Source organism: Blochmannia endosymbiont of Camponotus nipponensis (genome assembly GCF_009827135.1).
Lineage (GTDB): Bacteria > Pseudomonadota > Gammaproteobacteria > Enterobacterales > Enterobacteriaceae > Blochmanniella.
Map to the genome: position 1 here is coordinate 591,002 of NZ_CP046534.1, position 25,246 is coordinate 616,247.

The window sequence follows — 25,246 nt, forward strand, 5'->3', positions numbered from 1 at the left end:
CTATTTTTGAATTAGTGATTAATTAAAAAATGGAAAAATTTTATAATGATTTCATGATTTTTATAAAAAATGCATTTTTAAGGAAAATTGTTATAATAGTATAATAAATTTTAAATTTTGCTCAATTTATATGTTTGATAGTCATAATGGTTATATTTTATGGTTGTAATGAAAATATTAATTAAGAATATCTTTATATATACTGAAATACTTATTATTTATAGTATAAAATTATCGCATTATAATTGTATTGATATGTGAGTATATATGTTGAATTTATGTTATTTTTAATTGTGTTGATGTTACATAATAATTAATTGTATTAAATAATTTTATAGTTATATGAAATATATCGTTGAATACATAGTTATAAGTGATTTTTAATAAAATATTGATTGATAGCACGATAAAAATGTCTATGGTTGTGGGATAGTTAATTATAGCATTTGATGCTGAATTTTAGCTTTTGACAGTAAAGAAAAGAGAAAAGGTGTATAATTTGTGTGATACTCATTATTGGGGTTTGATAGCATTTATAGTTGGTGTTTTAGTTTTATGTGTTTTTATGTTACTTTGTGGATACTTATTAGGAGGACGTTCTTATTCGCGTGCTAAAAATGTGCCATTTGAATCAGGTGTTAAATCTACAGGAAATGCTAGGGTAAGATTTTCAATTAAATTTTACTTAATTGCTATGATTTTTGTAATTTTTGATGTAGAGGGAATATATGTTTATATTTGGTCTGTATCTATGCGAGATATGGGTTGGATAGGGTTTATTGAGATTTTTATTTTTGTTTTTATTTTATTAATGAGCTTAGTATATTTGATAAGAATTGGTATGTTTAATTGGACAGAACAATCATTACAATATGTAGCTCGTGTAAACTATTTTGATCTCGATACTTTTTCAAGATGTTTGAAAAGTAATAAAAGGTAGCAAGTATGAAATACACTTTAACGACAGCTCGAGCAAGTAATAGTGAAGATGAACAATATCCTCTTCAAGAGACAAAGATTGTAGCAGATCCGTTAGAGAAACATGTTCAGCGAAATGTTTATTTTGGAAAACTAAGTGTTTTTTTGCATAAAATTGTTAATTGGGGGCGAAGTAATTCTTTATGGCCTTATAATTTTGGATTATCTTGTTGTTATGTTGAAATGACTACTGCGTTTACCGCAGTACATGATGTTGCGCGGTTTGGTTCGGAAGTATTACGTGCATCTCCTCGTCAAGCAGATTTTATGGTTATAGCGGGTACACCATTTATTAAAATGGTTCCAGTAATACAACGATTATATGATCAAATGTTAGAGCCTAAGTGGGTGATTTCTATGGGGGCTTGTGCGAATTCCGGTGGTATGTATGATATTTATTCTGTGGTGCAGGGAGTAGATAAATTTCTTCCGGTAGATGTGTATATTCCTGGATGTCCACCTAGACCTGAGGCATATATTCAAGGTTTGTTGTTATTAAAAAAATCTATTAATGAAGAGCGACGTCCGCTTTCTTGGGTATTGGGAGACAGAGGAATATATAGAAGAAATATGCAATCGGAACGTCAACGTAAAAGTAGTACTCGCATGGCAGAAACTGTTTTATCATCTCCAGATGATGAACTTTGTTAATTTGTACTTAGAATAAAACGGTGAGATATAGTTAATTTTAAGGGTGAATTTTATGCTAATTATGATTAGTTGGTAGATATTATGCATCATAGTTCTATGGATAAATCTTTTATTACAAAAGTTTATCCAATATTAGATGATTTGTTCTCTGTATTCAATTCTAGTGATTTTACATTACAATCTGCTTATACTGGAACGTTAATAGTTTGGATAAAACGTGAGATTGTGATCTCAGTGTTGATGTTTTTAAAAAAAATATCAAAACCATATGTTATGTTATATGATTTGCATGGTATAGATGAAAGGTTACGTATACATCGTAAAGGATTGCCAAAATCAGATTTTACAGTATTTTATCATTTGATTTCTATAGGGCGCAATGATGACATAATAATAAAAGTGCCTTTATTAGAACAGTCTTTGTATCTGTCAACAATAGTGCCTTTGTTTGTAAATGCAAATTGGTATGAACGGGAAACTTGGGAAATGTTTGGAATACATTTTGATCATCATCCCAATTTGACGCGTATAATTATGCCAAAAAACTGGGAAGGATATCCGTTGCGCAAGGATTATCCAGCTCGTGCTACAGAGTTTAATCCTTTTACTCTTACAAAACAAAAAGAGGATTTAGCAATGGAAGGGTTATTATTTAAACCAGAAGAATGGGGTATGAGTAGACATACTAAACATGAAGACTTTATGTTTCTTAATTTAGGCCCTAATCATCCTTCTGTGCATGGAGTATTTCGTATTATCTTACAACTAAATGGAGAAGAAATCATAGATTGTGTTCCAGATATTGGTTATCATCATAGAGGTGCTGAAAAAATGGGGGAACGACAGACCTGGCATAGTTATATTCCTTATACTGATCGTATTGAATATTTAGGGGGATGTATTAATGAAATGCCTTATATATTGGCTGTTGAAAAACTTGCTGGTATTACAGTGTCGGATAGAGTCAAGGTAATTCGTGTTATGTTGTCTGAGTTATTTAGGATTAATAGTCATTTGTTATATATTAGTACTTATATACAAGATATAGGTGCTATGTCTCCGGTTTTTTTAGCATTTACTGATAGACAAAAAATTTATGATGTTATTGAAGCCATCACTGGATCTCGTATGCATCCTGCATGGTTTCGTATTGGAGGGGTTGCGCATGATTTACCTAAAGGTTGGGATGCTTTGTTGAGAAAATGTCTTGATTGGCTACCACATCGTGTTTCTTTTTATGTTAAATCGACGTTGAACAACAGTATTTTAAAAAAACGGGCTTGTGGTATTGGTGCATATAATGCCAAGGACGCATTAGATTGGGGAGTAACTGGTGCAGGATTACGTGCTACTGGTATTGAGTTTGATATACGTAAATCGCGTCCTTATTCTGGATATGAAAATTTTGATTTTGATGTGCCAACAGGAGATGGTATAAGTGACTCTTATAGCCGAGTAATTTTAAAAGTAGAAGAGATATATCAAAGTATACGTATTTTAGAACAATGCTTACAGAATATGCCAATAGGACCTTTTAAAGCGGATCATCCTTTAACTACCCCTCCTATGAAAGAATATACTTTACGGCATATTGAAACTCTTATTACTCATTTTCTTCAAGTATCATGGGGTCCCGTTATACCAGCGAATGAATCTTTTCAAATGATTGAAGCGACTAAAGGTATTAATAGTTATTATTTAATTAGTGATGGAAATACTGTGAGTTACCGTACTCGTATTCGTACTCCTAGTTTTCCACATTTACAACAAATTCCACATGTTATTCGTGGTAGTCTAATATCTGATTTAATTGTATATTTGGGCAGTATTGATTTTGTTATGTCTGATGTAGATAGGTGATGAATGAGGAAATATGAGTAATATTAAATTTAGTGATGTAGCTCCTGTTAGTTTCGCTAATAATGGTATTTTTGAATTAAGTCAAGAAGAATATTCTGCTATTCAAGAAGAGTGTACACATTATGAAGATATACGTGCTGCTTCTGTTGAATCTTTAAAAATAATTCAAAAAAATCGAGGTTGGGTGCCAGATGAGGCAGTAATATTGATTGCTAAAATATTACGTATTTCTGTTGCTGATGTAGAAGGTGTAGCTACATTTTATAATCAAATTTTTCGTCAACCGGTAGGGCGTCATATTATTCGGTATTGTGATAGTGTAGTATGTTATTTATTTGGATGTGAAAAAATTCAAAAAACCTTAACATGTGTATTAAAAGTTGAAGTGGGTAATACAACTTCAGATAATCGGTTTACCTTAATACCTACTTGTTGTTTAGGTAGGTGTCATAAATCTCCAGTTATTATGATAAACAAAGATATTTATTTCCGCATAGTCCCAGAAACGCTTATAAAATTGTTGGGGCAGTATTTATGAATAATACTTATAACATTAACCCAGAAAATAATCCCCTTACATGGAGAATGCGTGACGATAAACAACCAGTGTGGTTACGTGAATATCAATCTAAAAATGGATATTTCGCTGCATATAAGGCGATTGCTCATATGGCTCCACAGGAAATTATTGAATTGATTAGAAATTCGGGTTTAAGAGGGCGTGGTGGTGGAGGTTTTTCTACCGGAACAAAATGGTTGATGATGTCTCAAAATAAGTCCGATTGTTCTCGTTATTTAGTGTGTAATGCAGATGAGATGGAACCGGGAACCTATAAAGATCGTTTTTTAATGGAGCGATTACCCCATTTATTATTAGAAGGTATGTTAATTGCGAGTTATGCTTTAGGGGTATCACGAGCGTATATCTTTTTGAGATATGAATATATGATTGCTGCTGAATATTTAACTCGTGCCATCTCTGAAATTAAATCAATTGGATTATTTGGTAAAAATATTTTAAACAGTGAGTTTAGTTTTGAATTATTTTTACACACGGGAGCTGGAAGATATATTTGTGGAGAAGAAACGGCTTTAATTAATGCTTTAGAAGGTCGTCGGGCGGTGCCGCGCGCTAAACCACCGTTTCCAAGTCACATAGGATTGTGGGGGAAACCTACCTGTGTCAATAATGTTGAAACATTATGTAATATTCCAGGGATTGTTGAGCATGGAGCGACATGGTATAGAAATATTTCTGCTAAAAAAAGTAATGATTCAGGTACAAAATTAATGGGATTTTCTGGTCGAGTAAAGAAGCCAGGGGTTTGGGAATTACCTTTTGGCATAACTACCAGGGAAATTTTAGAAGATTATGCTCAAGGTATGTGTATTGGTTATGTCTTAAAAGCATGGCAACCTGGAGGTATAAGTACAGATTTTTTAATTCAAGATCATTTGGATACACCTATGGATTTTGAGAATATTGCCGCTTCCGGTAGTCGTTTTGGTACTGGTATGGCAATAGCAATAGATAATACTGTGAATATGGTTTCTTTAGTACGTAATTTAGAAGAATTTTTTTCGCGAGAATCTTGTGGTTGGTGTACTCCATGTAGGGATGGATTGCCATGGATAGTAAAATTATTAATTTCTTTGGAAAGTAAAGATGGTAGACCTGGTGACATAGATTTGTTAGAGAAATTGTGCTGTACACTTGGACCTGGAAAAACTTTTTGCGCCCATGCTCCAGGTGCCATAGAACCTTTAAAAAGCGCCTTAAAATATTTCCGAAATGAATTTGAATCAGGTATTTGTAAATTTTATAAAAAGGACAGAGATCATATTAGCTGTGTGCAAATTAATTAAAATATTTATAAATAAATTCATTATATGCAATGTGTATGTGTAATACACATGAGAGGTGTGAGTTTTTTTTGGACACAAATAAAAAAATAAAATCGGTAATTAAAATGATGATTTCTATTTATATAGAAGGAAAAAAGTACATAGTGGAAGATTCAAAAAACGTACTGGAAGTATGTTTATCTCTTGGATTCGATGTTCCATATTTTTGTTGGCATCCTGCTTTAGGCAGTGTTGGAGCCTGTAGACAATGCGCAGTAAAACAATATTTTGATAATAAGATAAACGATACGAAAGGTCATTTGGTGATGTCTTGTATGACACCAGTATTAGATGGTAGTTGTATTACCATTGTTGATAATGAGGTAGAAGAATTTAGAAGGAATATATTAGAGTTACTGATGATTAATCATCCTCATGACTGTCCGATATGTGAAGAGGGAGGTAATTGTCATCTTCAAGATATAACAACAATGGTTGGCCAAACATATCGTCGTTACAGATTTACTAAACGTACGCATTATAATCAATATTTGGGACCATTTATTGCGCATGAAATGAATAGGTGCATTACTTGTTATCGTTGTACACGGTATTATAATGATTACGCTGATGGTGACGATTTAGGTGTATTTGGGGTGCATGACAATATTTATTTTGGGCGATCAAAAGATGGTATGTTACAAAGTGAATTTTCTGGTAATTTAATAGAGATATGTCCTACTGGGGTCTTTACTGATAAAACTCAGTTACAACATTATGCCCGTAAATGGGATACTTTGTTTACTCCTAGTATTTGTCAACAATGCAGTATTGGGTGTAATATTATTTTAGGTGAACGTTACGGAAAGCTATGTCGTGTTGAAAATCGTTATAATGGTGATATTAATGGTTATTTTTTATGTGATCGTGGGAGGTTTGGCTGTGGTTATGTTAATGCTGAAAATAGACCTAGGAATCCTTTGTATAGGAAAGATGATGCTTGGGGTATATTGAGTGAAAAAAAAGCGATACGAGTAGCTGCTAATGCATTAAAATATAATTGCAAGAGGATAATTGGTATTGGATCGTCTCGTGCTAGCATGGAAAGTAATTTTGCTTTATTGAAACTAGTAGGATCGGAAAATTTTTATGCTGGTATTAATAGTTTTGAGCATGAGCGATTGTCGTTAATACTTAAAATATTATGTGATAGTGGTATTTATGTTCCATCGTTACGTGAAATAGAAAGTTATGATACAATATTAATATTAGGAGAGGATATAACTCAAACTGGAGCGCGAGTAGCATTATCGGTACGTCAGGCTGTTAAAGGAAGAGCGCGTAAGGAAGCAAAGATTCAAGGCATTTTTGATTGGCAGTCTGCAGCTATTATAAATAGCTCCCAAGGGAGTAAAAATTCTGTGTTAATTACTGGGATAGATAAAACGAAATTAGATGATGTTGCTATATTAACATATTATGATTCGTTACAGAATCAAGCAAGGTTTGGTTTTGCTATTGCTCATGCATTAGATCATACTGCTCCGGAAGTTAATGATTTTGATCCTAAATTAAAAGATAAATTAAATATAGCTGTACAAATATTAATAGCAGCGCGCAAGCCGTTAATTATTTCAGGAAGTAATTCAGGTAGTAAAGAACTAATTGCCTCTGCAGCAAATGTTGCTCGTGCTTTAAAAAATCGTGGCAGTGAAGTTGGAATTACCTTTATTGTAGATGCAGTAAATAGTATGGGTTTAGTAATGTTGGGTGAAAAAAATATTGATGCTGCTTTTACAGATATTTGTAGTGATGATACTTCGTCTGTTGGTCTAATAGTATTAGAAAATGATTTATATCGTCATGTAAAATCTACTCAAATTGATATTGCCTTAAATAAAATTAGTTATCTCATTACGTTAGATCACCAATATAATTTGATTCAAGATAAGGCAAATTTAATTTTGTCAGTTTCTAATTTTGCTGAAAGTGATGGAACTGTGGTGAATTATGAAGGACGTGCACAAAGGTTTTTTCGATTATATAAACCCCAGAATTATGATAAAAATACAGTTGTTTTGGAAAGTTGGAGGTGGTTGTATTTAATACATGATGTTTATACAAATTATATTAGAAAAAAAAGTTTGCATATTGATCAGATTGTAGATGATATCATTTATTATTTTCCAAAATTAATGGGAATTAAACGAGCTTCTCCGAATGCATCTTTTCGTATTCATGGGCAAAAATTGGCTCGGGCACCACATCGTTATAGCGGACGTACAGCGATGTATGCTAATGTTGACGTACATGAACCCTATGTATCAAAAGATGATAATACGATGTTTTCTTTTTCTATGGAGGGTAGTCATAATGCCCAATCTTTGCATAAACAAGTAGCATTTGCATGGGCTCCAGGATGGAATTCTCCACAAGCTTGGAATAAATTTCAAGATAAAGTTGGTGGACATTTATGTTCTGGAGATCCAGGAGTACGTTTATTATACGCTAATAATGTGGCAACATTGAATTGGTTTGATACGATTCCAAAAGTTTTTAAGGTAATTAAAAATGTCAATCGATGGTTGATAGTGCCTTATTGGCATTTATTTGGCAGTGAAGAGACTTCTCAGCGTTCTAAGTGTATTCAGGATTGCATGTTAAATCCTTATGCTATGATTAACCAATTAGATGCTTTAAGGTTAAAAATACAAAAAAACATGTTGTTGCAATTTACATGCGCCGATCAAATCTTATGTTTACCAATGAAGTTGAGCGTTAACCTACCTACAGGCCACATTGGATTACCGTTAGGTTTTCCAGATATTCCTGTATTTTTATCTGGTATGTATGCACAGGATGTGCAAGGAGTATTATCTTGATGTTTTGTGCATTAGAAACTATTATTACAATGCGTTGTGTTTCTGCTATTTTTCATGCAGTAGTTATTTTGTTAGTAGTAATGGTTTGTGGTGTGTACATGAGTTTTTTAGAGCGTAGATTATTAGCTTTGTTTCAAAATCGTTATGGTCCTAATAGAGTAGGTTGGAATGGTTCATTGCAGTTATGGGCTGATTTAATAAAAATTATGTTTAAAGAGGATTGGATTCCTCCATTTTCTGATCGTGTTATATTTGTTGTGGCGCCAGTGATAGCTTTTGTTGTATCACTAATGAGTGTATTAATTATTCCTTTTACTCCTACCTGGATAATATTAGATTGTGATATTGGTGTATTGTTCTTTCTTATGATGTCAGGACTAATGGTGTATTCAGTATTACTTGCAGGTTGGGCAAGTAATAATAAATATGCTTTAATTGGAGCTGTCCGTGCCGCGGCTCAAACGCTTAGTTACGAAGTATTTTTAGGGTTGTCTGTAATGGGTGTAGTTGCTAAAGCTGGATCGTTCAATTTAAAAAATATAGTTGAAGATCAATTATGTCTATGGAATATAATTCCTCAATTTTTAGGGTTTGTTACTTTTTTGTTAGCGGGTATAGCTGTATGTCATAGACATCCATTTGACCAACCAGAATCAGAACAAGAGTTGGCTGACGGTTATCATATTGAATATTCTGGTATTAAATTTAGTTTATTCTTTATTTCCGAGTATATCAGTATGATTGTTATTTCATCATTAATTGTGACATTATTTTTGGGAGGTTGGCAAGGACCTTGGTTTCCTCCTGTTATTTGGTTTTTTTGTAAAACTTTTTTATTTTTAATGTTGTTTGTATTAATACGCGCGGCATTACCGCGTCCACGTTACGATCAAGTTATGTTGGTAGGTTGGAAGATTTTTTTACCTCTTGCGTTATTTAATTTGTTAAGTACCGCTGTTATCATTTTGATATAATTATTAATATAGGTTAGATATATTATGAAGAAGTTAATACAAGTTTTTATAGATATCGGTTCTATATTGCGTAGTATTTGGATGATAGGCATTCAAGCGTTCAGTAAGCGTGAGACTCATATGTATCCTGATGTTCCGTATATTCCTTCACCGAGATATCGTGGTAGAATTGTATTGACTCGAGATGATTCAGGTCAAGAGCGTTGTGTGGCTTGTAATTTATGCGCTGTAGCTTGTCCAGTAGGGTGTATTTCTTTAAAAAAAGGAGAATCTGTAGATGGACGGTGGTATCCAGAATTTTTTAGGATTAATTTTTCTAGATGCATTTTTTGTGGCATGTGTGAAGAGGCATGTCCAACAGCAGCTATTCAATTGACTCCAGATTTTGAGATGAGTGATTTTAAAAGAAGTGATTTAGTGTATGAAAAATCTGATTTATTAATTTCGGGTCCTGGAAAATATTCGGAATATGATTTTTATCAATTTTCTGGTAAAGAAATATTGGATAAAAAAAAAGGAGATGCTAAAGAAGAAGCGAAGCCTATAAGTGTTAAAAACATATTGCCTTAACTTAAATGAAGAAGGTTAATGAGGAATATTATATGACGACTTTATTTTATGTTTCTAGTGTTATAGCGATATTATCCACGTTATGTGTAATATTACATTATAATCCAATGCATGCTTTATTATATTTAATAATTTCATTTTTGTCTATATCATGTATTTTTTTTTCTTTAGGGGCATCTTTTGCTGGGGCCGTGGAAATCATTGTGTATGCCGGAGCTATCATGATTTTGTTTATATTTGTAATAATGATGCTTAATACGAAAACTATTACATCTGGTATACAAGAAGAAAATAGATTTTTGAGTCCTATATTATGTTATGGTACTGTGTTATTGGTAGGTATTTTATTTGTTGTTTTATTCTATATTGTGTTTGGATTAAAAGATTATATGATTAATACACATCAGTCAGTAATAGATTCAAAACAAGTTGGTGCTCTTTTGTTTGGGCCATATATATTAATGGTAGAGTTAGCGTCATTTTTATTATTGAGCGCGTTAATATCTGTGTTTCATTTGTCTCAAGAATATAAATTACTTGATGATGACTGTGTTACTTCTATTCAATCACCAGAATATCCAATATGATTCCTTTATTCCATGGTCTTAGTTTATCCATAATTTTGTTTGTATTAGGATTAATAGGTATAATAATAAGACGTGATTTATTGTTTATTTTATTAGGGTTAGAAATTGTAATTAATTCTGCTGCTTTAGCATTTGTGATAGTGGGGGCTTGTTTGGAGCAAGCAGATGGTCAGGTGATGTATATTTTAGTCATTACTTTAGCTGCTTCTGAATCTGCAATTTCTTTAGCATTATTACTGCAATTATATCGTCATTATCATACATTACATGTTGATGATATTAGTGAGATGCGTGGATGAATCTACTTGTTTGGACTATATTTTTTCCGCTTTTAGGGTTTATTGCGTTAGCTATTTCTCAAGGAAGATGGTCTGAAAAGACTTCTGGTATAATAGGAGTAGGTGCGGTAGGTATATCAGTATTTATTAATATATGTATTGTGTTTGATTTTTATTGTAATTCTAGTAATTGTGTTGCTTTTGTGTTTGTTCAAAAACTTTGGACATGGTTTTCTATTGATGCTTTATGTATTAGTGTGTCACTTAGATTAGATGGATTGTCTTTGATTATGTTATCAGTAATTACTGGAGTTGGATTTTTTATTCATTTATATGCTGCTTGGTATATGAGCGGATGTGAAGGGTATTCTCGTTTTTTTGCTTATACTAATTTATTTATGGCAAATATGATTCTTTTGGTACTTTCGGATAATTTATTGTTGATGTATTTTGGATGGGAAGGCGTTGGTTTATGTAGTTATTTATTAGTTGGGTTTTATTATTTTGACTCTAAGAATGGAATAGCAGCTTTAAAAGCATTTATTACGACGCGTTTTGGAGATATATGCTTGATATGTGCATTGTTTATGATTTATGATCAATATCATACTTTAAGTGTTAGCAAACTATTAATGTTAGAATTAAAATGTTCATCGCAGCATATTTTTAATGATATCACATGGATATCTTTTATGTTGCTCATCGGAGCAATAGGTAAATCGGCTCAATTACCTTTACAAACTTGGTTAACAAGCGCTATGGTTGGTCCGACTCCAGTATCAGCATTGCTGCATGCAGCTACTATGGTAACTTCTGGTGTATATTTAATAATTCGTATGAATAATTTTTTTGTGATGACCCCAAGCATTTTATACTTGACTGGAGTTATTGGTGCGTTAACTGTGGTATTATTTAGTTGTTCAGCGTTATTTCAAAGAAATATTAAAAAAATTTTAGCCTATTCTACTATTAGTCAAATAGGATATATGTTCTTAGCTCTTGGAGGACAACATTGGGATGCAGCTATGTTTCATTTGGTGACACATGCTTTTTTTAAAGCGTTGTTGTTTTTAGCTGCGGGTTCATTAATTTATGCGTGCAGGCATGAACAGAATATTTTTAATATGGGAGGATTATATAAATTTATACCTTTAACTTATATTTGTTTTTTAATAGGTGGGTTATCTTTATCTGGAATACCTATTATTACTGCTGGAGCTTATTCAAAAGAAATGATTATGTTTGAAACGTTAGCTAATCATGATTATTTTTTCTTATTATCTGGATTAATAGGAATGTTGTTAACACCGATATATACGTTTCGTATGATTTTTATTGTGTTTCATGGTAAGAATAAGATGAACCCACGTGTGTGTAATAAATTTATTCAAAATTTTCCTTTAATTATATTATTGGTGTTATCTACGTTTATTGGCGGATGGATAAAATTACCTGTATTGGAAGATACAGTGAATATTAGTTCTAATATAATGTGTAATCATAGTCAAATATATTTTGAAATAGCGTCTGGGTGTGTAGTAATTTTTAGTATTTGGTTAGCGTCAATTTTTTGGATGGATTCTTTATATAAAAATATAAGACAGGTTATTAGATCTCATATACCAGCAGTAGTAGTACGATATGTAATATTGTTATGTTATTATGGCTGGGGATTTGATTGGTTTTATAAACTCATATTTGTAAAACCGTATTTATTTATAACAAAAAAATTATTTTATTCTGATCCATTCGATGTAGTAGTAAATGTTATAATATCATTATTAAGTTGGTTGAAGAATGGTTTGACATGTAGTGAAAATGGAAAATTAAGTTGGTATGTAGTATCAATGAATATAGGAGCAGTTATGATATTAATCATGATATTGATTCATGATCGTACGTAAATTGGAGTGATATTATTGATTATATACGAGAAAATGTAAATGTTTAGTCTATATGTCTTTATGAGAAAAATAAAATAATATGTTATTACTTACCTTAATATTTGTTCCCTTTATTTTTGGATTATTATCTTGGCAATCAGAACGTTTTAAAAATTGGATGCCTCGTTGGATTGCGTTATTTGGAATGGGTATCACATTTCTTATTGCTTTATTTTTATGGAAGTATGAGTGTCATGACGGTATGTTAAATGTGTATCCGATGAAGTATGTGTTTCCTCAATGGCGATTAGAATACATATATCCCTGGATCTCAAGATTTGGAATTAGTTTTCATTTAGCTTTAGATGGTTTTTCTTTGTTAATGGTAACATTAACTGGTTTTTTAGGGTGTATGGCAGTGCTGTGTTCTTGGTGTGAGATTCAGCGTTATCCAGGTCTTTTTTATCTTAATTTGTTGTGGATTTTAGGCGGGGTCATTGGTGTTTTTTTATCAGTTGATATGTTTTTATTCTTTTTTTTCTGGGAAATAATGCTCATTCCGATGTATTTTTTGATATCCTTATGGGGACATAAAGAGACAAATACAGGAGATCGTATTAGTACTGCTACTAAATTTTTTGTTTATACTCAATTTAGTGGGTTGTTTATGTTGCTTTCAATTATTACTCTTGTTTCTATAAATTATAATATAAATGGGGTGTGGTCATTTAGTTATCAAGATTTATTGAATATAATGTTACCAAGACATATGGAATATTTGCTGATGTTGGGTTTTTTTTTAGCTTTTGCAGTAAAAATGCCAATTGTTCCATTCCATGTTTGGTTGCCAGATGTTCATAGTCAAGCTCCTACTGCTGGGTCAGTCGATTTAGCAGGAGTGTTGTTAAAAACAGCGGCGTACGGATTTTTCCGGTTTGTTTTACCATTATTTCCTTGTGCTTCGCGATCTTTTGCGCCAATTGCTATGTGCTTAGGTTTATTAAATATTTTTTATGGAGCTTTTATGGCATTTGCACAAACTGATCTTAAGCGTTTAATTGCTTATACCAGTATATCGCATATGGGATTTGTATTGCTTGCAATTTATAGTGGTACTCAATTATCATATCAGGGTGCTGTCATACACATGATTTCTCATAGTTTATCTGTTTCTGGAATGTTTATATTGATCGGTCAATTATATGAGCGAATACATACTAGAGATATGCGTTTAATGGGGGGTTTGTGGAGTCGTATGCATTTAATTCCTGCTTTTTCTCTGTGTTTTGCAGCAGCAACTCTTGGATTACCGGGTACTGGAAATTTTATTGGAGAAGTAACTATCTTGTTTGGTACTTTTCAAGTAGCACCTATTACTACAATAATAGCTTGTTTTGGGATAATATTTTCATCAATTTATTCTCTTATTTTAATGCAACGCGTATATTACGGACCAATATTTACTGCTACTCTTAGTAGAGGTGGTCTGCTTAAAAATATGACACCACGAGAAAAGTATATTATTATAATATTGTTATCGTGTCTTTTTTTACTTGGATTTTTTCCGCAATATATCTTAGACACTTCGTATGCAACTATGCATAACCTCTATATTTGGTTGGAAAAATACAAGTGTTCGTTATGATTATATTGTAACCTAATAGGATTGTAATCTATGATGATAATCACTTGGACACAAATAATTGCATTATTGCCTATGCTAATTATTGGAACAATGATGGTTATTGTTATGCTGTCTATTGCATATCGTCGCAATATATTTTTACATACTTTATTAACAGTATTTGGATTTATTTTAGCTATGATGTCTCTTGGAATAGTGTGGCATCAAGGTGCGCAAAATGTTTTACAATTAATGTATATTGATAATTTCTCCATATTATATATGATGTTAATATTAGTTTCTGGAGCATCGAGTGCCATATTGGCGTACAAGTGGTTACTGCTTTATCCAAATAATCGTGATGAGTTTTATTTGTTATTACTTATTTCTAGTATTGGTGGTGTTTTATTGGTAACCGCAAATCATCTAATAATATTATTTTTAGGAATAGAACTGATTTCTTTACCTTTATTTGGATTAATAGGTTATTCTTTTTTTGAAAAATTTTCTTTAGAAGCAAGCATTAAATATATTATATTGTCTGGAGTATCTTCATCGTTTATATTATTTGGTATAGCGTTGATATATGCTGCAACTGGTTGTCTATCTTTCAATAATATTAGTCAGGTATTACGTTTAAATATTGCAGAATCATATCAACTTAATCCTATCATTTTAACAGCAGGATTAGGTATGATGATGGTTGGATTTGGATTTAAATTGTCATTGGTTCCTTTTCATTTGTGGACTCCTGACATATATCAAGGCGCACCATCTTCTATATCATTGTATCTGACAACTAGTAGTAAAATAGCTATAATATCAGTATTAATACGGTTGTTTATGGTGTTTCCTGAGCAATATAATAAGATATTTTGCATATTTTTGTCAGGGACTGCATGTTGCTCAACGTTATTTGGTAGTTTAATGGCTGTTAAACAAAATAATATTAAGCGGTTTTTGGCTTATTCTTCTATTGCACATATAGGTTATATATTAATTGGTGTAGTTTCGGTAGTATTACAGGCCAATAATTCTATTGCTTTAGAGGCCATTACTGTGTATCTAATAAGTTATTTGCTAACTAGTATAGGAATATTTGGTGTTATTGCTATAGTGTCTGCTTGTCGTCCTGATGGAGATACAGATTCATTACTTGCATATCGTGGTCTTTTTTGGCATCAACCAATGTTATCAGTATTGTTCACAATTGTAATATTATCTTTATCGGGTATACCCATGACATTAGGGTTTATTGGAAAATTTTATTTGTTTGTTGTAGGAGTAAATAGTAAATTATGGTGGCTTACTGTTTTTTTAGCAATGAGTAGCGTTATTAGTGTATTTTATTGTTTAAGAATTATAATAAATTTATATGTTAATCCTACAATTCGTTTAAATATTCACTCCAATACTACATCTAGTTGGATTTTTACTCCTAATGGGATAGTTGTGATTGTTGTATCTTTTTTTCTATTGTTCTTAGGATTATATCCTCAACCTATGATTTATTTGATTCATTTAGTACATCATCCAGCATTTCATGCGATCGGATCATGTTAAATAATAAAAATATAATAAAAGAATTTTATGTTTTAAATGGTCTAACAAGTTAATTTTTGGGTATGTTAGTTGCATATACTTAATAGTATAATGAAAAATACGGTTATACTTGCAAAGTAATGTGTTCTATAGGAACACAACAGCAAGGCAGAATTTCATTGGAATGAATATAACCTAAGGGTTCTTTATAATATTGTATTTTTCCTTTTATTAAGAGAGAGCGACAACTGCCACAATAACCTGATCGGCATTGATAATTTAGCGATGGTACACGGTAAATTATCAATGCTTCTAATAAAGAACGATATGTTCTACTATTATGTGTAAATTGTATATTGAAATATTTTTCTGAGCAAGTAAATATTTTACAATTGAAAATCATTAAATTCATTGTCTTCGATATTGGCATCTATTTGGCCTACTAGATAAGAACCGGATTCTACTTCTTGTGGTGCTACTTGAACATTATCGGATGATAACCAAGAATTAATCCAAGGTATTACATTAGATCTAGTGGAAAAAGGTGCTTTTAATCCAATGGCTTGCATACGTATGTTGGTAATATATTCAATGTATTGACAAAGTATATCTTTGTTGAGACCTATCATGGAACCATCTTTGAATAAATAATCAGCCCAATTTTTTTCTTGTTCTGCAGCTATTAAAAACAGTGTATAGCTTTCTTTTTGGCATTCTGCGCTAATATCAGCCATTTCTGGATCATCTGCCCCAGAACGCATCAAATTAAGTATATGCTGAGTAGCATTTAAATGTAAAGCTTCATCGCGAGCTATAAATCGTATAATTTTTGCATTGCCTTCCATTAATTCACGTTCAGCAAATGCAAAAGAGCAAGCGAAGCTTACGTAAAATCGAATTGCTTCTAATACGTTCACGCTAATTAAACATAAATATAGTTTCTTTTTGAGTTCGTGTAAGTTTACTGTGATAGTATTGTTGTTAATTAAATGAATACCCGTTCCTAATATATGATAATAGTTTGTTAATTCAATCAAATTATCATAGTATATTGAAATATCTTTCGCACGTTTTAAAATTTCTTTGTTATTGATGATATCATCAAATATTAAAGCTGGATGACTAACAATATTGCGAATAATATGGGTATAAGAACGAGAGTGGATGGTTTCAAAAAATGACCAAGTTTCTACCCAAGTTTCTAATTCTGGTATAGAAATTAATGGCAGTAATGCGATATTAGGACTGCGTCCTTGAATGGAATCCAATAATGTTTGGTATTTTAAATTACTGATAAAAATGTGTTTTTCGTGATCTGGTAATGATTGAAAATCTATACGGTCTTTAGAAATGTCTATTTCTTCTGGTCTCCAGAAGAAAGATAGTTGTTTTTCAATTAGTTTTTCAAAAATGGAATGTTTTTGTTGGTCAAATCGAGCGATATTTACTGGTTGCCCTAAAAACATTGGTTCAAGTAATTGGTTATTTTTATTTTGAGAAAAAGTTGTATAAATCATTGTTATTCCTTTGTTAAAGTCAAATTTAATTTATAATAATTTCATTATGCTACGAATAGTAGTAATTACATTTTTAAATTGTACAGGCGTCACTTGTACAGGTGTTTAACTGATTATGTGATAGTGTTTTTTGTGTATCTTGAGCTCCATCACGGGTATTGTGGTAATATAATGTTTTAATGCCTAGTCTGTATGCATATAATAAATCTGCAAGTAGTTGTTTCATAGGAACTTTGGATGCGGGAAATCGATCAGGATCATAGTTAGTATTAGTTGAAATGGACTGATCGATAAATTTTTGCATAATACCCACTAATTGTAGATATCCTCGGTTATCTGGTATTTTCCATAATAATTCATAAGCAGATTTTAACTTAATAAACTCAGGTACTACTTGGCGTAAGATTCCATCTTTTGAAGCTTTTATGCTAATGTAACCTCTGGGAGGTTCTATTCCATTAGTGGCATTGGAGATTTGTGATGAAGTTTCTGAAGGCATTAATGCAGATAATGTGGAATTTCGTAATCCATATTGCCTAATATTAGCTCGTAAATCTTCCCAGTTATAATGTAATGGTTCATTAATAAAAAAATTAAGCTCTTTTTTGTACGTATCAATAGGTAAGAGTCCTTTTGCATATGAGGTATCTTGAAACCATTTACAAGATCCTTTTTCTTTAGCTAAATTATTGGATGCTCTTAATAGATAATATTGAATAGCTTCGAAAGTACGATGTGTTAATTTATTAGCACTACCGTCTGAATAGCGTACCCCATGTTTAGCGAGATAATAAGCATAATTAATTACTCCAATCCCTAAAGAACGTCTTCTTACAGCACTGCGTCGTGCGGCAGGAATGGGGTAATCTTGATAGTCTAATAGAGCGTCAAGAGCTCGCACTATTAAAGTAGCAAGTTCAGATAAGTCATCAAGGTTTTCAATATTACCAAGATTGAAAGCAGATAATGTACATAAAGCAATTTCACCATTATAGTCATTAATGTGATTTAAAGGTTTTGTTGGTAATGTTATTTCCAGGCACAAATTAGATTGACGAATTGGAGCAGTGATATTATTAAAAGGACTATGAGTATTACAGTGATCTGTGTGCTGAATATAAATTCTTCCAGTAGAAGCTCGCTCTTGCATCATTAAAGAAAACAGTTCTATTGCTTTAATTTTTCGTTGCCTAATTTTTGGGTTATTTTCATATGTGTTATATAAGTGTTCAAATTCATTTTGATTAGTGAAAAAAGATTCATATAATCCTGGTACATCAGATGGACTAAATAGTGTAATATATTTTCCTTGAATCAGACGTTGATACATTAATTTATTGATTTGTACTCCATAATCTAAATGACGTATTCGGTTAGATTCTGTACCGCGATTGTTTTTTAATACAAGTAGATGTTCTATTTCTAAATGCCAAATAGGATAAAATAATGTAGCGGCTCCTCCACGAACACCTCCTTGGGAACATGATTTTACTGCCGTTTGAAAATGTTTATAGAATGGAATACATCCAGTATGAAATGCTTCTCCGTTACGTATTGGACTGCCTAAGGCTCTAATACGTCCAGCGTTAATACCTATTCCAGCACGTTGTGCAACATATTTTACAATAGCACTAGATGTTGCGTTGATAGAATCAAGGTTGTCATCGCATTCGATGAGTACACAAGAACTGAATTGTCGTGTTGGTGTACGCACTCCAGACATAATAGGTGTTGCCAAAGAAATTTTAAAAGTTGAGATTGCATTGTAAAATTGTTTGATATAATTCATGCGAGTTTTTTTAGGATATTTAGAAAATAAACAAGCTGCGATTAATATATATAAAAATTGAGCGCTTTCGTAAATTTCTCCGGTTACTCGGTTTTGTACTAAATATTTACCTTCTAATTGTTTTACAGCAGCATACGAAAAATTCATGTCTCGCCAATGATCAATAAATGTATCCATTTGTTCAAACTCTCCTGTATTATAATCATCCAATAAATGTTTATCGTATTTACCAATTTTTATTAATCGTAATACGTGATTGTAAAGTTTTGGTGGTTCAAATTGACCGTAAGCTTTTTTTCGTAAATTAAATACTGCTAAACGTGCTGCTAAATATTGATAGTCTGGTTCTTCTTCAGAAATCAAGTCTGCTGCTGCTTTTATAATTGTTTCTTGAATTTCGGCAGTTTTTATTCCGTTATAAAATTGTATGTGAGAACGTAATTCTACTTGTGAAACAGAGACTTTTTCTAATCCTTTGGCAGCCCAATTGATAACTCGGTGAATTTTATCAAGATTAATAGGTTCGTGATGACCGTTTCGTTTAGTGACTAGTAGAGCTTGGTTCATATAAGTACATACCTATTGTAAAATACTGATAATGTTAATCATAGTAATTCATAATGAGTAAATTATAGCTCAGGTCTACGGTAAATTGATGAATTAATGATGACATAATAATTTTAATGTGTAGAAATAGTAATAATTAAATAGCAATACAAGTAAAGAATGTTATGTGATTCTAATTTAGTATAAGTATTATTAAAAATTTAATTGTAACTGATTACATTGAAAAATATTGTGATTATTTTATACTACATTATTTTTATTTTAATTTTAATTAAAATCAGCATGATTATATGATGGAGAGTTATTTTTTATAATTAAAATGTAAAATTGTTTTATGATGGTACAAATATTTATTATTTATTGAGAACAAAATCATATTACATAGAGGAGCGTTCATTGTTTTAGTTGAGCATGTAAAATATAGTTCGTATTAACGTTTTGTGTTAGGGTACATTTACATGTGAAAGGATTATAACATAATCCAGTGATGTTTTTTTCTTCCAAAATAGTGGAATCAATCCATTCTAGTAGTTCAGATGGAGTAATAAATTTATTAAAACTATGAGTACCCTTTGGAATAATATGTAAGATATGTTCACAACCTATTATAATGAACAACCATGATTTAAAAGTACGATTTAATGTGGAAAAAAACACTGATCCACCTGTTTTAATCATGCTAGAACAGGCATGAATGACTGATAGGGGATGCGATACATGTTCTAAGACTTCCATACAGGTTATTACATCGTAATGATTAATATGATTTAAGGCGTGATATTCTATTTTTTCTTGTGTATAAAAAATATTTAGATCTTGGTGTAAGGCATGTGATTTTGCTTCTTCTAAAGCAGAAGAATTTATGTCTAATCCGACGACTTTCGCACCTGCTTGTGCCATACATTCAGATAAAATACCTCCACCGCATCCAATATCTAATATTTTTTTACCGAACAATCCATTACTGCGTTCAATAATATACTTAAAACGTATTGAATTGATGTGATGCAACGGTTTAAATGTATTGGAAGGACCCCACCATTGAGATGTGGATGTATTAAAGTTATTAATGTCTATATGTTTTTGATTTTTTATAAGTTTATTAGTAATTGTGTCTTTCATGTTAAGATTTTATTAAAATAGAAATATGAAATTTTATAAATTTAATGTTAGTGAATGAATTACTCATATATAAAATTATTAGTTTGTTAAAATATGGTCTTAAATTGGATTGTGTGTTTAACATGATAAACTTATTTATCTTTGTAAAACAATTTAAATATTACTAAAACGGCTTATATTATAATTTAATAAGTGATTTATAAATGATTTTTAGTTTATAACTAAAAAATGAATAGAGGATATAAATGCATGAACAATTTTGCTAAAGAGATCACACAAATCAACATAGAAGAAGAATTAACACATTCTTATTTAGATTATGCTATGTCAGTGATTGTTGGACGTGCATTACCAGATGTACGCGATGGTTTAAAACCTGTACATCGTCGTGTACTATTTGCTATGCAAGTGCTTGGTAATTATTGGAATAAAAATTATAAAAAATCAGCTAGAGTAGTGGGTGATGTTATTGGAAAATATCATCCTCATGGAGATGCTGCGGTATATGAAACTATAGTGCGTATGGCCCAACCGTTTTTAATGCGTTATGTGTTGATAGATGGACAGGGTAATTTTGGGTCAGTGGATGGCGATCCAGCAGCAGCTATGCGTTATACTGAAGTACGTATGTCTAAAATGGCAAATGAATTGTTATTGGATTTGGATAAAGAAACTGTTGATTATGAGCTTAATTATGATGGTACTGAGAAGATTCCGGGAATATTGCCTGCCAGAATTCCAAATCTTTTAGTAAATGGTTCTTCTGGTATTGCTGTAGGAATGGCTACTAATATTCCCCCACACAATCTTTCTGAAGTAATTAATGGATGCTTAGCGTTTATAGATAATGAAGATATTACTGTTAGAGAATTAATGAAGTATATTCCAGGTCCAGATTTTCCTACTGCTGCTATTATTAATGATAGCAGTGGTCTTAAAGAAGCATATAATACTGGTCGAGGAAAAATCTATATTCGTGCTCGTGTGGAAATTGAAACTGATTCGAAAAGTAGCCGAGAATCTATTGTAATATATGAAATTCCGTATCAAGTGAATAAAGCTAGATTATTAGAAAAGATTGCTGAATTGGCGAAATTAAAACGTATTGAAGGAATACATAATTTACGTGATGAATCTGATAAAGATGGTATGCGAATAGTTATTGAAATTAAACGTGATGCTATTAGTGAGGTAGTTTTAAATAATTTGTATTCTTTAACTTCATTACAAATTTCATTTGGCATTAATATGGTAGCTTTACATCAGGGGCAGCCAAAGATTATGTCCTTGAAAGATATTTTATCTGCTTTTGTGTGTCATCGTCGTGCAGTAGTAATACGTCGTGTTATGTTTGAATTAAAAAAAGCTCGTAGTCGTATTCATATCTTGGAGGGATTGGCTATAGCATTATTCAATATTGATTCGATTATTGAACTTATTCGCCAATCTAATAGTTCTGTGGAAGCTAGTTCGGTTTTAATATCTTCATCGTGGAATGTAGGAAATATTCTTGATATGAGACAATCGACTTCTGTTAACTTTACTAAATATGAATGGTTAGAAATAAATAATACTATTCATAATAATCAATATTATCTTAATCAGGATCAGGTGCAAGCTATTTTGGATTTAAAATTACATAAACTTACTACTTTAGAATATAAAAAAATATTGCAAGAATATGGTAGTTTGTTAGAAAAAATAAAGAATTTAATTTCTATTTTGCAAGATCCTAAATGTCTTATGAGAGTAATTCGTCAAGAATTACTGGTGATAAAAGAAGAATATAATGATCCTCGTCGCACTGAAATTAGTAGTAATGTTGCAAATATTAATGTTGAAAATTTAATTAATCAAAAAGATGTAGTAGTAACTTTATCGTATCAAGGTTATGTTAAATATCAACCATTAACAGATTATGAAGCACAAAAACGAGGAGGAAAAGGCAAGTTAGCAACACGAATTAAGGAAGAGGACGTTATTACTCAATTATTAGTAGCTAATACTCATGATACAGTTTTGTTATTTTCTAATTATGGGCGTATATATTGGATGAAGGTTTATCGATTACCAGAAACTAGTCGCGGGTCACGAGGCAAACCAATTATTAATCTTCTACCATTAGACGTAAATGAGCGAGTCACTGCTATTTTACCAATTCGGAATTATACAACAGGGCATCAAGTATTTATGGCAACTAGTAGTGGAGTGGTAAAAAAAACGCCACTTACGGAGTTTAGTCGACCACGTAATGTTGGTATTATTGCGTTGAATCTTAATGTTGGGGATGAATTGATTGGAGCTGATATAACTGATGGTAGTAATGAAGTAATGTTATTTACTGCTTATGGAAAAGTTGTGAGATTTGAAGAAATGCAGGTACGTAGTGTGGGGCGTTCAGCAATTGGTGTAAAAGGTATTCGTTTGTTACAGGGTGACCGTGTAGTATCTTTAATTATACCGAAGAAAGATAAGAGTTCTATTCTTACTGTTACTCAGAATGGTTTTGGAAAATGTACTAATCAATCAGAATATCCCATTAAGTCACGTGCTACTCAAGGAGTGATTTCTATTAAAGTTACTGAGAGAAATGGTAATGTGGTGGGTGCTGTGCAAGTGAATAAATCCGATCAAATAGTAATGATCACTGATTTAGGTCGATTAGTTCGTATTCGTGTTTCTGAGGTCAATGTTATTAGACGAAATACTCAAGGAGTGATGTTGATTCGTACCGCATATGATGAACGTGTAGTTGGATTGCAGCGTGTTGCAGAGTCAGTAGATAATGGAAATCGTTTTATTTAATTTAAGCAGCATCCTAAAATATTTTTTTATTATTTATTGATGTTAATCACAAAATATGTGAAATAATGTGGATTTCTTCTATGAGATTAATATTGCAAATGATTTATTTATTCATGTGTTATATATACTGATGTATAGTGATTTTTTTGTAACATAGAAACCGTTTTTGATTAATATATTTGTGAATATTTTATTGAGAGTGGCAGTAATTGAAATTGAGGCAGTATAAAAAGCATATAATTTATATTATGAGAGAATCATTTTGTTATTCATGTTGAATATAATGATTAGACATAATATGATATTTAGTGGTAGGGTTTGTTGGAAATATTATTAATATTTACATAAGACATTTTTCATGTATGAAACAAAAATAATACTTAGTAGAGATATGATATGAGTATATTTGTTTATTTTGTGTATTATAATTAGTTTTTATATGTATCATTAAATGTGATTTTTTAAAAATTGTATTTTATTTGATATTTTGATGTAGTTAGCAGTATAAGTATATTAGATGGTTTGATATGTAATATTTGGGAATAGATGTTGGTGTATTATGTTGATTGTTAGAGCAAAAAGTTAGTATTAGATTTTTTTACTGAATTTTTAATAGTATTATTTACTGTATCGTGAGGTATGAATATGAAATTACGGTGTTTTACTAGCCTGGTTGCAACTATGGTGATGGCAAGTACTGCCGGTGCTTCTGAGATTTATAATAAAGATGGCAATACGTTAAGTGTGTTCGGTAGTTTAGTAGGAGGACATTATTTTTCTAGAGACAATACTAAAAATGGTGATAATTCATTTGTAAGATATGGTTTTTCTGGAAAAACATACATTAATGATAAAATTGTTGGGTTTGGTTTATGGGAGCATGAAATTTCATTGAAAAATGTTGAAGGAAATAATATCAACAACAATGATAAGGTATTGCTTGGTTATGCAGGAATAAAATTTGGAAATTTTGGAAGTATTGATTATGGACGAAATTATGGGATATTGTATGATGTGGGGTCATGGACGGATGTGATACCAGGATTTGGTGGAGATATATCGCTTGTAGATAATTTTTTATCGAATCGTAGTTCGAAAGTGATTACATATCGTAATAAAAATCTTTTTGGTTACCTAAATGGTTTAGATTTTGCTTTACAATATCAGGGTAAAAATGATGTTAATAAATTAACAGGTCGTACTTTAAAAACTGCTAATGGTGAAGGATATGGAGTATCTGCATCTTATTCATTAAATAATGGGTTGGCTGCATCTGTAGCATATGTTAATAACAAACGCACTGCTGAACAAAGTAGTTTAGATAGTAGTGTTTGCTATGATGATAATGTTGAAGCGTATTCCTTGGGAATAAAATATGACGGGAAAGGTATGTATGTAGCAGCTGTTTATGGAGAGACTTATAATATGACTCCATTTGGTAGTTTTTGTGATAATATTGTCAATCCAGAGCGTATTTATGGATTTGCTAATAAAGCTAAGAATGTTGAATTAGTAGCCCAGTATCAATTTGATTTTGGGTTACGTCCTTCTGTTTCTTATTTGTATTCAAAAGCTAGTGACGTAGAAAATGGTTATAGTAATTTTTTAAAAAAATGTGTTACAGTTGGAGCTAGTTACATTTTTGATAAAAACATTTATGCTACTATGGATTATAGAATTAATTTATTAAATAAGGATAGTTTTACTAATGCATCTCAGATTTGTACCGATGATGTTATTGCGTTAGGTATAGCATATATATTTTAATGGTT

The 25,246-nt window shown here is 31.4% G+C and carries 19 protein-coding genes; 15 read left to right on the forward strand and 4 right to left on the reverse strand.

What is annotated here, in order from left to right:
• Positions 1-490: 490 nt before the first annotated feature.
• From ndhC to nuoN, 13 genes are all read left to right on the forward strand, one after another.
• Positions 491-940: an NADH-quinone oxidoreductase subunit A gene (gene ndhC, locus GN161_RS02470; protein WP_420021882.1), complete on the forward strand. Its 450-nt coding sequence runs from the start codon at positions 491-493 to the stop codon at positions 938-940.
• Positions 941-945: 5 nt separating this feature from the next.
• Complete coding sequence (locus tag GN161_RS02475; protein ID WP_159715233.1) at positions 946-1,629, forward strand: NuoB/complex I 20 kDa subunit family protein; 684 nt, start codon at positions 946-948, stop codon at positions 1,627-1,629.
• Between the two features lie 81 nt (positions 1,630-1,710).
• Entirely contained in the window at positions 1,711-3,489 is a 1,779-nt protein-coding gene (gene nuoC / locus GN161_RS02480) for an NADH-quinone oxidoreductase subunit C/D (protein WP_159715235.1), read from the forward strand.
• A 13-nt stretch (positions 3,490-3,502) separates the two neighbouring features.
• Positions 3,503-4,027 (forward strand): NADH-quinone oxidoreductase subunit NuoE, encoded by a 525-nt coding sequence (nuoE, locus tag GN161_RS02485; protein WP_159715237.1) that lies wholly within the window; start codon positions 3,503-3,505, stop codon positions 4,025-4,027.
• Complete coding sequence (nuoF, locus tag GN161_RS02490; protein WP_159715239.1) at positions 4,024-5,355, forward strand: NADH-quinone oxidoreductase subunit NuoF; 1,332 nt, start codon at positions 4,024-4,026, stop codon at positions 5,353-5,355. Before nuoE ends, nuoF begins: the two co-directional genes overlap by 4 nt.
• A gap of 107 nt (positions 5,356-5,462) precedes the next feature.
• Positions 5,463-8,216: an NADH-quinone oxidoreductase subunit NuoG gene (nuoG, locus tag GN161_RS02495; protein WP_181950849.1), complete on the forward strand. Its 2,754-nt coding sequence runs from the start codon at positions 5,463-5,465 to the stop codon at positions 8,214-8,216.
• Positions 8,217-8,245: 29 nt separating this feature from the next.
• Complete coding sequence (nuoH, locus tag GN161_RS02500) at positions 8,246-9,190, forward strand: NADH-quinone oxidoreductase subunit NuoH (protein ID WP_420021889.1); 945 nt, start codon at positions 8,246-8,248, stop codon at positions 9,188-9,190.
• A gap of 24 nt (positions 9,191-9,214) precedes the next feature.
• Positions 9,215-9,760: an NADH-quinone oxidoreductase subunit NuoI gene (gene nuoI / locus GN161_RS02505; protein ID WP_159715243.1), complete on the forward strand. Its 546-nt coding sequence runs from the start codon at positions 9,215-9,217 to the stop codon at positions 9,758-9,760.
• Positions 9,761-9,792: 32 nt separating this feature from the next.
• Positions 9,793-10,347, forward strand: coding sequence for an NADH-quinone oxidoreductase subunit J (gene nuoJ, locus GN161_RS02510; protein ID WP_159715245.1), 555 nt, complete (start codon positions 9,793-9,795; stop codon positions 10,345-10,347).
• Complete coding sequence (nuoK, locus tag GN161_RS02515) at positions 10,344-10,646, forward strand: NADH-quinone oxidoreductase subunit NuoK (RefSeq protein WP_159715247.1); 303 nt, start codon at positions 10,344-10,346, stop codon at positions 10,644-10,646. The genes nuoJ and nuoK overlap by 4 nt, the downstream gene beginning before the upstream one ends.
• Positions 10,643-12,529 carry an NADH-quinone oxidoreductase subunit L gene (gene nuoL / locus GN161_RS02520; RefSeq protein ID WP_159715249.1) on the forward strand — a complete coding sequence of 629 codons (1,887 nt, stop codon included), beginning with the start codon at positions 10,643-10,645 and terminating at the stop codon, positions 12,527-12,529. The genes nuoK and nuoL overlap by 4 nt, the downstream gene beginning before the upstream one ends.
• 79 nt (positions 12,530-12,608) lie before the next feature.
• Positions 12,609-14,153 carry an NADH-quinone oxidoreductase subunit M gene (nuoM, locus tag GN161_RS02525; protein ID WP_159715251.1) on the forward strand — a complete coding sequence of 515 codons (1,545 nt, stop codon included), beginning with the start codon at positions 12,609-12,611 and terminating at the stop codon, positions 14,151-14,153.
• A 33-nt stretch (positions 14,154-14,186) separates the two neighbouring features.
• The gene (gene nuoN / locus GN161_RS02530) at positions 14,187-15,695 is read left to right on the forward strand and encodes an NADH-quinone oxidoreductase subunit NuoN (RefSeq protein WP_159715570.1); all 1,509 of its coding nucleotides are present in this window, start codon (positions 14,187-14,189) and stop codon (positions 15,693-15,695) included.
• A 103-nt stretch (positions 15,696-15,798) separates the two neighbouring features.
• Here the strand turns inward: nuoN and yfaE are convergent, their stop codons facing one another.
• From yfaE to ubiG, 4 genes are all read right to left on the reverse strand, one after another.
• The gene (gene yfaE, locus GN161_RS02535; protein WP_159715253.1) at positions 15,799-16,086 is read right to left on the reverse strand and encodes a class I ribonucleotide reductase maintenance protein YfaE; all 288 of its coding nucleotides are present in this window, start codon (positions 16,084-16,086) and stop codon (positions 15,799-15,801) included.
• A complete protein-coding gene (gene nrdB / locus GN161_RS02540) occupies positions 16,061-17,191 on the reverse strand; it encodes a class Ia ribonucleoside-diphosphate reductase subunit beta (RefSeq protein WP_159715255.1) in 1,131 nt (376 codons plus the stop codon). The genes yfaE and nrdB overlap by 26 nt, the downstream gene beginning before the upstream one ends.
• Before the next feature lie 73 nt (positions 17,192-17,264).
• Entirely contained in the window at positions 17,265-19,547 is a 2,283-nt protein-coding gene (nrdA, locus tag GN161_RS02545) for a class 1a ribonucleoside-diphosphate reductase subunit alpha (RefSeq protein ID WP_159715257.1), read from the reverse strand.
• A 393-nt stretch (positions 19,548-19,940) separates the two neighbouring features.
• On the reverse strand, positions 19,941-20,669 hold the full coding sequence (ubiG, locus tag GN161_RS02550) for a bifunctional 2-polyprenyl-6-hydroxyphenol methylase/3-demethylubiquinol 3-O-methyltransferase UbiG (RefSeq protein ID WP_159715259.1): 729 nt from the start codon (positions 20,667-20,669) through the stop codon (positions 19,941-19,943).
• Positions 20,670-20,918: 249 nt separating this feature from the next.
• Here ubiG and gyrA point away from each other — a divergent pair, with 249 nt between their 5' ends.
• Complete coding sequence (gene gyrA / locus GN161_RS02555; RefSeq protein WP_159715261.1) at positions 20,919-23,474, forward strand: DNA gyrase subunit A; 2,556 nt, start codon at positions 20,919-20,921, stop codon at positions 23,472-23,474.
• 645 nt (positions 23,475-24,119) lie between these two features.
• Positions 24,120-25,241 (forward strand): porin, encoded by a 1,122-nt coding sequence (locus GN161_RS02560; RefSeq protein ID WP_159715263.1) that lies wholly within the window; start codon positions 24,120-24,122, stop codon positions 25,239-25,241.
• Positions 25,242-25,246 lie beyond the last annotated feature (5 nt).